Raw genomic sequence first — 13,393 nt, 5'->3', positions numbered from 1 at the left:
AAATCTTTTCTTTATAGCCTTATTTTTTCACTTTTGTCTATCTGGATGATTTTGCCATCCTGAATGATGATGTTTACGGAGCCATATTTTATGGACTCGATGTAATCTTTGATTTTTGCCAGTTGATTTTCAGTTACTTCTTTTACTTCTGCCATTTTCTCTCCTTTCACCCTCACTGGTGCCAGATGGATTCGAACCACCAACTTCAGCGATGCCTCGCCTATGCCTTTCCAGCGGCTATGACACCAAAAAAGACTTAAGGTCCTTAGCTAAAAGCTTTGGTCTTAAGTCTTCTTAAAAGAATCAATTCGTATATACGATATTTTAAAACCTATTGCTTTTGCCTATATCTTTTTTAGTTTTATTCATACAGACTGTTTTACAAGTACAACAAATAGAAGTCTGACAGCAGGCCTTACACATACAAGTATTCATCATAGCTGTAGAAATTGTTGTTCTCATTTAGTCTGTTCCTTTCAAATAATTTTTGTAAGTATTTTTATTTCCTACTCACTTACTAGGTTGATAGGATTATATGCGACGCCCCCTATATAAGTCAATACTCCTAGTTACTAAAGAAAATTAGAGCCGGCTATAAAATGAGTTTATAGCTATGGAATGTTATGGTATCATTGTGATGCTATTAAACTGACAAATGGAGAACGCACATGAATATTTACGTAGATTTTGACGATTGTCTTTGTGAGACTGCCCTTCACTTTTCAGGGCTTGTGAAGGAAATGTTTGATACGGATGTACCTTACGAGAATATACAGTTTTTCAACTTACAGAAGTCCTTTTCATTGACTGAGGAGCAGTATCAGGAAATGATGATAAAGGCCCATACTCCTGAAGTGCTTTTAACTTATGAGGAGACACCTGGTGCTTCTGAAACAATTAATAGGTGGCTGGATGAAGGCCATAATGTATCTATAATCACAGGCAGGCCATACAGCGCCTATGAGGCTTCACGTCAGTGGCTTGACGAACATAACCTTCAACGAGTAAAGCTCTACTGTCTCGATAAATATGGACGTGACAGCTTTATCAAGGACAGTGAATTTAGCTTAAAGCTGGAAGAGTATTATAAGATGCACTTTGATTATGCTATAGAGGATTCACCTCTTGCGTTCAAATTTTTTGATCATTTACCAGATCTAAAGGTAATGGTCTTTGACCGCCCATGGAATCGCAATACAGAACTTCCAAATGATAACTATCACAGATGTATAGACTGGAAAACTATTAGAGAATTAGTGAAATAAAGCAGGAATGGCACAGGTCAAACGACCTGTGCCTTTTTCCATGAGGGATTATTTATTTTTTCTAAGTAAGTAAGCTGTTGTAGCACCACCGAAGGCTATTAAGATTATTATTACTATAGGGACAATTCCAAAACCATTTGAGTTTATCTCCTCTTCAAGGGCAGCTTTTGCTACCTCCTCATCCTCAATAGCTTCCTCTGTTACTGACTTTTCTGACTCCCCGGAAGCCACTGAAGCTTCCTCTGTGTTTTCAGCAGTATCATTTTCTTCTGTCTCTTCTGTGTTTGCTTCTTCTGAGAGTTTTTCTTCGGTTGTATCTGTTGTTGACTTTGTTGCTTTAGTCTTAGTTACCTTGTTTGCCTTGTTACTAGCAATCTTAGTGTCACCTGCTAATGGCACCTGAGCTTCTGCAACTGTTGTAACTGTATTATTAGCTGCAGGCTGAGCTGACACTGCGGTAGATGCGCTATTTGAGCTTGATGAGCTGCTCTGATTAGATGAGCTGTTCTGATTAGATGGCGCTGGCTGAGCAGTCTGATTGCCGGCTGCAGGCTGTGGTACTGGAGCTGGCTCAGAATGTGCAGGTTCCTCTGACTCCTCCTGCATAAGCTCTTCAGCACTTGGTCTTACCATAGTAAATAATGAATTTGCACCTACTATACTGTAGCCCTTACCATTATTGACACTTAATATCACTCCATCTGCAAAAATATTAGACTCAGCTGCTTTTACCTCCATTGGAGAAAATGCTGATTTTATTTCATCTACTAATTCCTCAAGAACCTCTTCCACTTTATCAAGAATTGTTTCCTCTGTTGGAATTTCCTCAGACTTTGTTTCCTCACTCTCAGCATCTAATATTTCCTGCTCAGCATCTTCAGAATCTTCCTTATTTTCTTCCTTGCTTTCTACTTTGATTTCTTCTTTGATTTCCTCCTTTAAATCTTCCTCATTCTCTGCAGCTAAAAGTTCATTTGGAACGTTTACTGAATACCAGCCATTTCCTATGTGAGCCATTGCTTTTCCTGGTTCCTCACCAAAACCTACTGGATTTCCATCAGCGTCTACAGCATATACATTTGCTTCCTCATAGAACTCATCGTCCTCTAGTCTAATGTAAACCTTTGTCATTCCCTCTGCATCAGGCTCCTCCTCTGCTATAGGCTTAACCTTATGCTCTGGCTCTTTTGGCTCATCTTCTTTATTATCCATATATGTTGCATCATAAAGACTACTTATCTCAGATGCTGTCAGTGCAGTATCGTATATACGAACATCATCAAATAAAGCATTTCTACAATCCTCATCTGACCAAATATCACCTGCACCAACCATTATATGATTAGCATTCTGAATTGCTGCATTTTTGCCACTGAAGCAATTAGAGATATCCTTCTTGTCGTATACAATCTGGTTACCATTTAAATAAACCTTGATACCCTTTGTATCCACTGTATATGTTACCAGCTGCCATTTACCTGTTAATTCTCCATAGGCAATTCCTGGAACCGCGTCAGAATAATCATTTGCATTGATTCTTCCTATCAGATTAGCACCGATTCTTGTCATAGGATAATTGCCTGTAACTGCACCACCTGAAACCATATCTGCTTCAAAAAGAGCACTGTGCTCCCAGGTAGAAGCATCAATATTTACCCACATGCTTACAGTGTAGCCAGACTTATCAATGTCCTTGAATAGGTCGTTTGGCAAAGATAAATAATTAACCTGCTTATTCCCTTCACTATTCTCAACTTTCAGGACCTCCCCTCTAGTCTCATCATTGATTACAGAAGCTGTTCCCATTAATGTTGCATTTCCACCTACTACTGAGGCACCAGTAGCTGAAACACTTGTCCCATCTACATTTTCAAAATCATATCCTGCAATAATATGTGGGCCATCGTATACCATTATCTCATACTCTGCAGTCCTAGACTCGGCACCGCAGGTAATTGTTGCTGTAAGCTTTACCTTTGTATCTACTGATGGAACTGATACTACACCCTCGTTTGATAGTACAGCTGGTGTATCCGAGCTCCAGGTGATAGTTGCACCTGAAAGAGTCTTTGGAAGAGAAATGTTCTCTCTTGTTGTATCTGGAAGCACCCCTGCCAGCTGATCGATAACCTTGCCAACCACCAGGTCTTCTGACTCTTCATATTTGCTTCCCCACACAGCCAGATTATTATTTCCAATAGCTGTAAAGGTCATTGTCTTTTCATCATTATCGTTTGTCTGTTCAAAGAAAACACCCTTATAAGTAGCATCACCTATATTTAATGTTACATAGGTATAATCAGCAGCATCTGCCATTGTCCAAGAGCCTGTTTTGTCACCTGAAATAGTACCATCTTCATTCAAAGTAACTGATTCAGTAGAAATCATGCTGCCATCCTTTTCAGCATTTCCATGATTTACAAACTCATAGCTTCCAACTACATCGTCCTTTGTATACTTCTGAATCTGCTCATTACGATTTTCGTATACTGCTGTTACAAGCCAGTCATCTTCATTTAAAAACTGCTGTCTAACTCTAACCTCATGGCCTTCACCACGAGAAGAATCCAAAAATCTCTGATGATAGAAAAGATAATACTTTCCATCGTCGGTAATCATTGCTGAGTTATGACCAGCTGCTCTATATCCAGGCTGTCCATAGAACTGATAATTACCAATCAGCTTTACGCCATATTTATAGCAATTTACACCACTTCCACCGGCCTCATTTCCAGCTGGATCAACATATGGACCAAAAACATTTTTAGAGCGGAAGAGACGCATGTTATATCCGCCAGTTGTTGTAAGTCCACCATATGTTTCGTACATGTAGTAATAGCCGGTATTCTTATCGTATTCAATGTATGGACCCTCGCCAGACTGGTGATTTCCACCTGCAATATGAACACCAAAATATCTATCCACATAATTACCACTTGTTTCCTCTACTCCATCTGTTCCAGGATAGATTGCTTCACCTGTTGTCTTATCAAGCTCTAAAATAAATAATCCACCTGACCATGAGCCATATACCATATATAAATGCTCACCTGTGGCATCGAAGAAAAGAGTTGGGTCAATAGCATTTGGAGCATAATTATTGTTCCAGCTACCGTCCTTATTAAAGCATTTCCATGTGGATACATCCCCATCAATTACACCATCTGCAATTAAATCATTAAAAGGTAAATAGTCATTAGTATAGGTTGTATCTCTCTTGCTATTGCCATCGTAATTTACGCTTCCTGTGTTTGTGAAGCCTGAATATACTACTGTTCCACCATACTGGTATCCACCATCATAGCTCTTCGATACCATATAGCCAATGCAAGAACGGCGCCATGTAGATGAAGCACTGTAATAAAGCATGTACGCTCCCTTGCTTCCATCTTCCCAAACATAATCTGGATTGTAGATTACATCTGGAGCCCAAACTGCATAATTTCCACCAGCACAGTCGCCGTCGTCATATCCTGCCCACTTAAATGACTCTGCAAGATTTTCTCTTAAATTTCCATAAATTACATTGCCGCTAACATCCTGATAATCTCTCGAAACCTGTGTCCAGTTGACTAAATCATCCGAAGACGCTGTAGCAATATGTGAGCCAAATACATAGTATTTGCCATCTTCTGCAAAAATAGATGGATCATGTACTGACACTCTTGAAATGTTTGAAGCAGCCTCTGCCTTCATTGCCCCTAGGCCAGTTAGCTGCGCGCCTGAAGTAGCCATAACAATGGATAATCCCAATGCCACGGCTTTTTTCATTTTCTTCATTTGTTCCCCCTTCTCCTTTTAGTTTAGCATATACTAAACTATTTTAATATTATATTTCCTAAGTCAATTTTATAACCCATTTTATACAATTTTTCAACATTGCTTGTTAAAAATATGCCTTGTTATACGATATTTGTTAAAATATTTTAATTTTTATTGCTAATTTTTATCTATTTTGCTCTATTCTTTTTTCAAAAGGTTATGAAAAAATAAAGGCCTAGCCAAAAAGCCAGACCTTAATTAATCTTTTTCTTAGATATTTATTTTTTTACTCATCATAGGTATCAAGGAAATGATGCTTCACGCCATCCTGCTTGTATGCTATTACTGTAGCCAGATTTACATTTTCCACGCTGCGGAAGATATTTGACTCCACATACGGATTAGTCTTTTTAAGCTCAGCAATGAGATTTCTTGTCTCAAGACGCTTTGAAGCGCTGGTGCCATCCACCGAACAGCTGTCACAGGTCTCTGTAAAGTGACATGCACACTGTAAGAAGTGAAGTCCATTGTAACGCTGCCAAGCGATGATATCATCCTGGCGCACAAGATAAAGTGGACGAATCAATTCCATACCTTCGAAGTTTGTTGAATGAAGTTTCGGCATCATAGTCTGAACCTGTGCACCATAAAGCATGCCCATGAGGATAGTCTCTATAACATCATCATAGTGGTGTCCCAATGCAATCTTGTTACATCCAAGCTCCTTTGCCTTTGAATACAAATGACCACGTCTCATTCTTGCACAGAGATAGCAAGGATTCTTTTCTACTGTGTCTACAGCATCAAAAATATCACTCTCGTAAATGACAATAGGGATTCCCATAAGCTTCGCGTTGCTTTCGATAAGCTGACGATTGACTGCGCTATAGCCTGGATCCATCACAAGGAAGGTAAGCTCAAAATTTACCTTTTGATGACGTTTTATCTCCTGGAAGAGCTTTGCCATAAGCATGGAATCCTTACCACCTGAAATACAAACACAGATGTGATCTCCCTCTTTGATAAGTTCATATTCCTTACAAGCTCTGGCAAAAGGAGAAAACAATGTCTTATGAAATTTCTTTCTAATACTCTTCTCTATTTCAGCAGTCTGAGCGTGAAGCTCAGCTTCGCCTTCTGCATCCTGCTGCTCCATAAGTGCGGAAAGATAGCTGTTATAGCCACCCTTGAGACTTACTGCATCAAAACCATTGTCGCAAAGAAGCTCCGCATCCTCTATTGAAACCTGTCCTCTGGTGCAATATAAAACAATCTGCTTTGATTTATCTAGGCGAGACACAACACCATCCAAATCAGTATCAAATAACTCATGTGTAATGCTTACAGCACCAGGAATCATGCCATATTTTAGACTACCTTCATTGCGGATATCTACTAGAATGTAGCTACCTTCCTGAAGCTCTGTTAATTCTTTATATGTTATTTCTTTCATTAACGTTCCTCTTATACATAGCAAAAGCAGATGGCTAGCATCTGCTTTATTCTCCTATCGACTAACTAGGTAGCTATATAATATTTGCTTTCCTTCCTTTTGTCAAATAACATCACCTACAGCTGGCCTTAAGCATCTCAATATAATTACCTGTCAGCTTTGAATGAGTTATTCCAGAAGGCAGGATATATCCAATTTCCATATAGTCATCCACCTTCAAAGGTTTGGCTATGATGCTTGGGCCGTTTAGCTCCTCACTGATAACACCGCTACAGATTGTATATCCATTGAGACCAATTAGCATGTTGAAAAGTGTAGCACGGTCCCTTACAATAATCTCCTTGTCGCAATCCACAGTGCTGAGAATCTCCTCAGAAAAATAAAAGGAATTGTGGCTGCCCTGCTCATAGGAAAGGCGTGGATAATCCTTCAAATCATCGAGCGTAAGTGACTTCTTCTTAGCCAGTGGGCTGTCTTTTCCAATAAACACATGTGGCTTTGCCTTAAAGAGGCTGTGGAAAGTCAGTCCATTATCCCTAAGTGTCTTTCTGATTACAGTCTCGTTAAACTTATTAAGATACAGGATTCCTATCTCACTTCTGAGGTGAGCCACGTCATCGATAATGTCGTATGTCTGTGTCTCTCTCATGTGAAATTCGTACTTATCCCCACCATATCTTTTCAAAAGCTCAACAAAAGCCTCCACTGCAAAGGAATAATGCTGGGCTGAAACACAAAAACGCTGTTTACCTGTGCTTTTCCCAGTGTATCTTTCATCTATAAGATTAGTCTGCTCCAATACCTGGCGGGCATATCCTAAGAACTCATCCCCCTCAGGAGTCACTTCTATCCCCTTATTAGAACGGGTGAAAATGGTAATATTATATTCATTTTCCAGTTCTCTTATGGCAGATGTAAGACTGGGCTGAGCTATAAAAAGCTTCCTTGCCGCCTCCGTAATATTTCCTGTATCTGCCACAGTAACCGCATATCTAAGCTGTTTTAGAGTCATTATCCTTCTCCTGTTAACATAGATTTTTCCTAATTATAATCATTATCATAGATTTTATCTATGGTTATATGCCAATTTTTCATATTTTACCTATTTACTCACTAGGCATATAATCCATTTCAACAAACACGCGACAATTACAGCGAAGGGAGACATAATAATGAGTACAATACAGACACCTTACAGATATGACTTCGTAGGAAGCTTCTTAAGACCACAGGCATTAAAGGAGGCAAAGGCAAATTTCCTTGCTGGAAAAATTGCTGAATCAGCCTATGATCATGTAGTGAACAGAGAAATTGAAAAGGTTGTAGCCAAGCAGAAAGAGCTTGGATATCACATAATCACAGATGGTGAATTCAGAAGAACCTTCTGGCACCTTGATTTCATGTGGGGGCTTGAGGGAGTTGCCCATGAAAATACTGGTGGCGGCGTCAGCTTTAACGGGGAGCTTGCCCTTTTGGATGACACTTATCTTGTGGGAAAAATCAAGGCAAAACCTCATCCTTTTGTGGAGTATTTTAAATTCTTAAAGCAGTTTGAGGATGAGAACACAGTTGCAAAATACACAATCCCAGCACCTGCTCAGACATTCCAGCAGATGATTATTCCAGCAAACTACGAGACCACAAGAAAGTTTTATCCTACAAATGAAGAGCTTATCCAGGATATTGGTGTTGCTTACCAGGATGTTATTAAGCAATTCTATGAGGCAGGCTGCCGCAACCTTCAGTTTGATGACTGCACATGGGGTGCCATCGTAGGTGATGCAGCAAAGCAGCGCTATGCATCTCTTGGAATTGATATTGAGGAAGTTAAGAAACAACTCCTCCAGGTAAATAATCTTGCTCTTGAGAACAAGCCTGCTGACCTGGTTATCACATCTCATATTTGCCGAGGCAACTACCACTCTACTTTCTTCACCAGTGGTCCCTATGATTCAGTTGCCGACTACGTATTTGCGAAGGAAAATGTAGATGCTCTTTTCTTGGAGTATGATGATGCCCGCTCAGGTGGATTTGCTCCACTTGCAAAGGTTTCACCTGACAAGAAGGTAGTTCTTGGTCTTATTACCACTAAGACACCAAAGCTAGAGGACAAGGAAACAATCATAAAACGTATTCACGATGCAGCAAAATATATCCCGCTTGATAGATTATACTTAAGCCCTCAGTGTGGCTTCGCTTCATGTGAAATCGGAAACAAGCTTACTGAGGAAGAACAGTGGGCAAAACTTAAATTAGTAAAAGAAATAGCAGAAGAGGTTTGGGGCTAACCCAAACCTCTCATTTATTGTCCTATAAATGCAGAAAAGGCCTGGGGCTGAACCAGACCTCTTCCACGTAATGTGGTGATAAATATTCAGAATAAAGATTACATGCAATCTTTATGTCGTCTACTAAAGTATATTGCGAAATTTTAAAATATACTTATCGATTTTTGACATGAAGATTATCATATTTTGCTAAATATGGATTACTTTTTTCAAACAGGCTTCGGTACTCACCTGGAGACATGCCCTTTTCTGCCCTGAATACCCTGTTAAAACTAGGGATACTTTGAAAACCCGAAAGCATGGCGATCTCTGTAAGAGGCTTATCCTCTGTAGCTAAAAGTTCGGTGGCTTTCTCCAACCTTATCATATTTAGCCATTTACTATAATTCATTCCTGTGGTTTCCTTAAAAACTCTAGAAAAATAATCTTTACTTACACCTGCCATTTTAGCCATGCTGGCCTGAGATAAATCATCGGCTGTAAGATTATTCTTTATATAATCAGTAACTAATACCATCCTACGGTAGATATCTCCGTAAGAATTAATTTCATCTAATTGTCTTAATTCTGGAACAAATTCACTTTTGTGCTCATCGAGAGTAAGCATAAACTGCATGAGGAGCATACAACATCTAAGCTCCTTATCAGGAACATCAGACATAAAATACTCTTTCATTCTATATGCTATAGCTGTAAGATTAGCCACCAATTCACGATGTGTATTGATACAGATTACATGCAAATTTCTATAAAAATGCATGATTCTCTGAAGATCAAACAACGAATTTACAAAGGCATTACTAAATCTAATAATCAGTGTATTTTCCAAATCGGCATCAATCACTTCATGCATTTCTCGTGGCCACACCAGTACGAAATCCCCTGGAGACAGATGATATGTATCCTGATTTACTTTAAATACATTATTTTCACCCGACGCGACAAGTATTATTTCCCCATGGGAATGCCAATGTGCATTGTAGCTTCTTGCCTTTGCTCCCATTGATAAACTAAATGCGCTTATTCCTTCAAAATCTTTTTTTACGTACTGACTGTAATCCATAAACCCTCCTATGGTAAAACATTCTAGTAATATTATATATTAAGTGTCTCGTTCATACTACCAGTACGATAGCCTCGTAAATCCAGCGCAACGTACGCAAAGCCGTATTCTTTAAATGCATCATAAATACTTAAACGCAATTCCTCATCAAGCATTCTGCTAAAATCTGCAGGCTGTAACTCGATACGAGCCACATTCTCTCCGTGAATACGAACTCTGAATTGATTGAATCCCATATCCAAAAGTAGCTGCTCTGCCTTATCAACCATACCAAGCTTCTTTTCTGTAATGGTCTCTCCATATGGGAAGCGGCTTGAAAGGCAGGCGAAAGACTGCTTGTTTGCAGTAGGCAATCCAAAATGAGCTGAAAGCTCTCTGATTTCCTGCTTTGTAAAGCCTACCTCCCTGAGAGGACTTTTGGCGCCAAGCTCCTTAACAGCCTGAAGACCTGGTCTGTAATCTCCGTTGTCATCAAGATTTGAGCCCTCAGCTACATATGCTATGCCCTCTTTCTTTGCCAAATCAAAAATCTTTGTAAAAAGCTCATGCTTGCACAAATAGCATCTATTTGGTGGATTATGAGAAAAGCCCTCTATCTCAAGCTCCTCTGATTCCACAATAAAATGTCTTACACCAATAGATTTGCAGTAATCCTTAGCTTCATTCAATTCACGCTTTGGAAATGAGCATGATGAAGCTGTCACTGCTATTACATTATCGCCAAGTGCCTCATGAGCTGTAAAAAGCAAAAATGTAGAATCTACTCCGCTGGAAAATGCGATTGCCACAGAGCCCAGCTCCTTGAAGTAGTTCTTTAATGCTTCATATTTATCTAATAGAACCATCTAATCATACCCCTAATTATATTTCTCTTTCCTCATAGTATAGCGAAATACAATAAATTGGCAACAATTAGATGGGGTGTCTACTATTCTTCGATTAACTATAAATATAGTCATAGGGCATTATCTATAATTCCAATTCAAAGGTTTATATGGATTAAAGAAGAGTTTATCTCAAAAGTTTTGTCTATGGCTAAATCTCTTTTTATTTTCAACCTGCTTGAAACTGGGACTGTGGCAGCACCATAACCTATAAAAACAAGTATACTACGTGAGATTTGATGCTTTTTTATAAGAACCCACGTAGTATATGATCCTAATTATCAGTCTAACTACGAGAGATTTTAGCATTTTGGATCAAACCTCACGTAATTAAGACAGCAAAAAACAAGAAAAACTACGAGAGGTTTTCACTTTTTTTCAAAACCTCACGTAGTCCCTAGTGCAAATATATGATTTTACTACGTGAGGTTTAAGAAAAATAATATAACCCCCACGTAGTGTATTTGATTTTATAGGTTGTGGCCTGCCACAGTCCCGTTTTCAAGCCTGCTTGATTACCTTTTATATGGCTATTGGCGCAGTGTCAAGAGAGCACAGCTCCCGAAGGGCTTGCTCTTGATACAAGACAAGACCATATAAACTGTAGCAAGCAGGTTGAAACAAAATAAAAGAGAAGCCGAAAAATATCAGCTTCCCTTAATCAGTAAAAACTCCTATTTAATCACTCACCAACTCAGAATCCAGCATAGTCAGGTACTGACCGCCGTTTTCCTCATAGGTTGAAAATGTTCCTTTGACAGAAATCTCTTCACCCTGAGCTGGGTAGTCATCTTTAGAATACTTGCTTTCATCCAAAACAAATTCTAATCCCTGGGAGCAACACTGAGTAGCATCCTGAATTACACATGCATAATACATCTTTCCTGTTTCAGCATCCTGATATGTGCCACAGATACCTTCCATCTTCACTGTCTTGCCGGTATATTCTAACGGTTCCATCATCATGTTGGATACCTCTGCATAAATCATTGTGGAAGACATGGCTGTAAGATCCAAATCTACAGAAGGGTCAGCCAGAGGAACCTCTTCCTCTGGGACTTCCTCCTGTAAATCCTCCTCTTGCACCTGAGCAATGTTATCATCTACCGCTACATCCACAGTATCTTCCACCTGAGCCTCTGTTTTTCCACAAGCCATAAGCCCTAATGCTAATAAACCAGTCAGGATTAACACAGTTACTTTCTTCATAATCCTATCCCTTTACCTTTCCTATAACGAAACAAATTAAAAACATAACAACATCAACGGCCACAATTGTGGAACCAACAGGTGTGCCTCCCAATATGGAAATAATTATTCCAATAAAGGCACATATCACTGAGGATGCTGCAGAAAAAATTGTCACTCCCCTGAAGCTTTTTATCACGCTCATTGCAGAAAGTGCAGGGAATATAACAAGGGCTGATATAAGCAAAGAGCCCACCAGATTCATGGCGAGAACTATAATCACAGCAGTAACAGTAGCAATCAAAAGATTGTAGAAATCCACCTTTGTTCCTACCGCATTTGCGAAGTTCTCATCAAAGGTAACTGCAAAAATTCTATTGTAAAACAGTACAAATACTACAAGCACAAAAACTGAAAGAATGCCGCAGATTATTACTTCTTCTTTTGTCAGTGTAAGGATAGATGTGGAGCCAAATAGTGTGGAGCACACATCCCCTGATACATTTGCCGAAGATGGAAATACATTCATCAAAAGATAACCAAAAGCCAGGGCTCCCACAGAAATCATGGCAATGGCTGCATCTCCCTTAACCTTGGAATTATTGCCATTCTTTAAAAGCAATATAGCTGCGAGGATTGTAAGAGGCAAAATGATTATCATCTTATTTGTAAGATTTAACACTGTTGCGATGGCAAGAGCGCCAAATGCCACATGTGAAAGGCCATCTCCAATGTATGAGTATCGCTTTAAAACTAAGGTCACGCCTAGGAGGGATGAGCAAAGGGCGATTAACACACCTACAATGAGGGCGTAACGGACGAAGGGGAAGCCCAGGTACATTATTAATTTTTCCATTATGCCACCTCCGTAACATTAAATATCTTCGTAGCGTAGCGCTTTACATTCTCAATATCATGACTAATCATGATTATGGTGTGGCCCTGCTTATTCAAATCCTCAATAAGCTGATACATTTCCTCTGTCACCTGTGGGTCCAAGCCTGCCACAGGCTCATCCAAAAGAAGTACCTTCTGGGTAGCACAAAGTGCCCTTGCCAGAAGAACTCTCTGCTGCTGCCCTCCTGATAATTCACGATAGCAACGATTCTTAAGAGCCAAAATTCCCATTCTCTCAATATTTGCTAGAGCCATTTCCTTCTGGGCTTTACTGTAGAAAAATCTCCTACCTAGACCATTCTGACAGCCTGAAAGAACAATCTCGTATACTGTAGCAGGAAAATCTCTTTGCACATCAGACTGCTGTGGCAGATATCCAATGCTGGCTTTCTCCACTCCTTCGCCAAACTCTACTTTTCCTGACACTGGTGACTGAAGCCCTAAAATGGTCTTCATCAAAGTGGTTTTTCCGGAACCATTTTCCCCTACAATACAAAAATAGTCTCCCGCTTCTATTGTGAAATTAATATTTTCAAGAACAGGGCTGCGATCATATCCCACAGACAGATTCTTGGCTGATAATACTGACATTA

General features: G+C 39.5%; 11 protein-coding genes and 1 tRNA gene. 2 read left to right on the top strand and 10 right to left on the bottom strand.

Translation table 11 applies throughout. The annotated features are described in order from the left end of the window. Positions 1-11 precede the first annotated feature (11 nt). Both G592_RS15435 and G592_RS0102580 read right to left on the bottom strand, forming a co-directional pair. Positions 12-155: a YezD family protein gene (locus G592_RS15435; protein WP_036951617.1), complete on the bottom strand. Its 144-nt coding sequence runs from the start codon at positions 153-155 to the stop codon at positions 12-14. Positions 156-176: 21 nt separating this feature from the next. Then, positions 177-247: transfer RNA gene (locus G592_RS0102580), tRNA-OTHER, on the bottom strand. A gap of 421 nt (positions 248-668) precedes the next feature. On the opposite strand from G592_RS0102580, the gene G592_RS0102575 reads away from it, so the two are divergent. Continuing rightward, complete coding sequence (locus G592_RS0102575; protein ID WP_028246430.1) at positions 669-1,265, top strand: 5' nucleotidase, NT5C type; 597 nt, start codon at positions 669-671, stop codon at positions 1,263-1,265. Positions 1,266-1,313: 48 nt separating this feature from the next. Here G592_RS0102575 and G592_RS15430 read toward each other — a convergent pair whose 3' ends face one another. The 3 genes from G592_RS15430 to G592_RS0102560 all read right to left on the bottom strand — a co-directional run bounded on the left by G592_RS15430 (position 1,314) and on the right by G592_RS0102560 (position 7,492). Then, complete coding sequence (locus tag G592_RS15430) at positions 1,314-5,045, bottom strand: lipocalin-like domain-containing protein (protein ID WP_051194723.1); 3,732 nt, start codon at positions 5,043-5,045, stop codon at positions 1,314-1,316. A gap of 268 nt (positions 5,046-5,313) precedes the next feature. Further along, entirely contained in the window at positions 5,314-6,480 is a 1,167-nt protein-coding gene (locus G592_RS0102565) for an ATP-binding protein (protein ID WP_028246429.1), read from the bottom strand. Between the two features lie 112 nt (positions 6,481-6,592). Continuing rightward, a complete protein-coding gene (locus G592_RS0102560) occupies positions 6,593-7,492 on the bottom strand; it encodes a LysR family transcriptional regulator (protein WP_028246428.1) in 900 nt (299 codons plus the stop codon). A 160-nt stretch (positions 7,493-7,652) separates the two neighbouring features. Between G592_RS0102560 and G592_RS0102555 the strand changes: the two genes are divergently transcribed. Next, a complete protein-coding gene (locus G592_RS0102555; RefSeq protein WP_028246427.1) occupies positions 7,653-8,768 on the top strand; it encodes a 5-methyltetrahydropteroyltriglutamate--homocysteine S-methyltransferase in 1,116 nt (371 codons plus the stop codon). Between the two features lie 154 nt (positions 8,769-8,922). Here G592_RS0102555 and G592_RS16875 read toward each other — a convergent pair whose 3' ends face one another. From G592_RS16875 to G592_RS15415, 5 genes are all read right to left on the bottom strand, one after another. Next, on the bottom strand, positions 8,923-9,831 hold the full coding sequence (locus G592_RS16875) for a helix-turn-helix domain-containing protein (RefSeq protein ID WP_028246426.1): 909 nt from the start codon (positions 9,829-9,831) through the stop codon (positions 8,923-8,925). 32 nt (positions 9,832-9,863) lie between these two features. Then, positions 9,864-10,676, bottom strand: coding sequence for an ATP-dependent sacrificial sulfur transferase LarE (gene larE / locus G592_RS0102545; protein WP_028246425.1), 813 nt, complete (start codon positions 10,674-10,676; stop codon positions 9,864-9,866). Between the two features lie 717 nt (positions 10,677-11,393). Beyond that, positions 11,394-11,924, bottom strand: coding sequence for a hypothetical protein (locus G592_RS16870; protein WP_051194722.1), 531 nt, complete (start codon positions 11,922-11,924; stop codon positions 11,394-11,396). Between the two features lie 4 nt (positions 11,925-11,928). After that, positions 11,929-12,759 carry a metal ABC transporter permease gene (locus G592_RS0102535; RefSeq protein ID WP_196801816.1) on the bottom strand — a complete coding sequence of 277 codons (831 nt, stop codon included), beginning with the start codon at positions 12,757-12,759 and terminating at the stop codon, positions 11,929-11,931. Next, positions 12,759-13,391, bottom strand: a complete 633-nt coding sequence (locus G592_RS15415) for a metal ABC transporter ATP-binding protein (RefSeq protein WP_036951613.1) — start codon at positions 13,389-13,391, stop codon at positions 12,759-12,761. Before G592_RS15415 ends, G592_RS0102535 begins: the two co-directional genes overlap by 1 nt. Positions 13,392-13,393: the final 2 nt, after the last annotated feature.

It is taken from the genome of Pseudobutyrivibrio ruminis CF1b (genome assembly GCF_000424005.1).
Classification (GTDB): Bacteria; Bacillota; Clostridia; order Lachnospirales; family Lachnospiraceae; genus Pseudobutyrivibrio; species Pseudobutyrivibrio ruminis_C.
The sequence above is the reverse complement of the archived record's forward strand: the minus strand, read 5'-3'. Positions and strand labels throughout refer to the sequence as shown.

Bases quoted from the DNA above. Each gene is read 5' to 3' on its own strand.
- G592_RS16875 (WP_028246426.1), bottom strand. From the start codon at position 9,831: ATGGATTACAGTCAGTACGTAAAAAAAGATTTTGAAGGAATAAGCGCA.
- G592_RS16870 (WP_051194722.1), bottom strand. From the start codon at position 11,924: ATGAAGAAAGTAACTGTGTTAATCCTGACTGGTTTATTAGCATTAGGG.
- G592_RS0102565 (WP_028246429.1), bottom strand. From the start codon at position 6,480: ATGAAAGAAATAACATATAAAGAATTAACAGAGCTTCAGGAAGGTAGC.
- G592_RS0102560 (WP_028246428.1), bottom strand. From the start codon at position 7,492: ATGACTCTAAAACAGCTTAGATATGCGGTTACTGTGGCAGATACAGGA.
- larE (WP_028246425.1), bottom strand. From the start codon at position 10,676: ATGGTTCTATTAGATAAATATGAAGCATTAAAGAACTACTTCAAGGAG.
- G592_RS0102555 (WP_028246427.1), top strand. From the start codon at position 7,653: ATGAGTACAATACAGACACCTTACAGATATGACTTCGTAGGAAGCTTC.
- G592_RS15415 (WP_036951613.1), bottom strand. From the start codon at position 13,391: ATGTCAGTATTATCAGCCAAGAATCTGTCTGTGGGATATGATCGCAGC.
- G592_RS0102575 (WP_028246430.1), top strand. From the start codon at position 669: ATGAATATTTACGTAGATTTTGACGATTGTCTTTGTGAGACTGCCCTT.
- G592_RS15435 (WP_036951617.1), bottom strand. From the start codon at position 155: ATGGCAGAAGTAAAAGAAGTAACTGAAAATCAACTGGCAAAAATCAAA.
- G592_RS0102535 (WP_196801816.1), bottom strand. From the start codon at position 12,759: ATGGAAAAATTAATAATGTACCTGGGCTTCCCCTTCGTCCGTTACGCC.
- G592_RS15430 (WP_051194723.1), bottom strand. From the start codon at position 5,045: ATGAAGAAAATGAAAAAAGCCGTGGCATTGGGATTATCCATTGTTATG.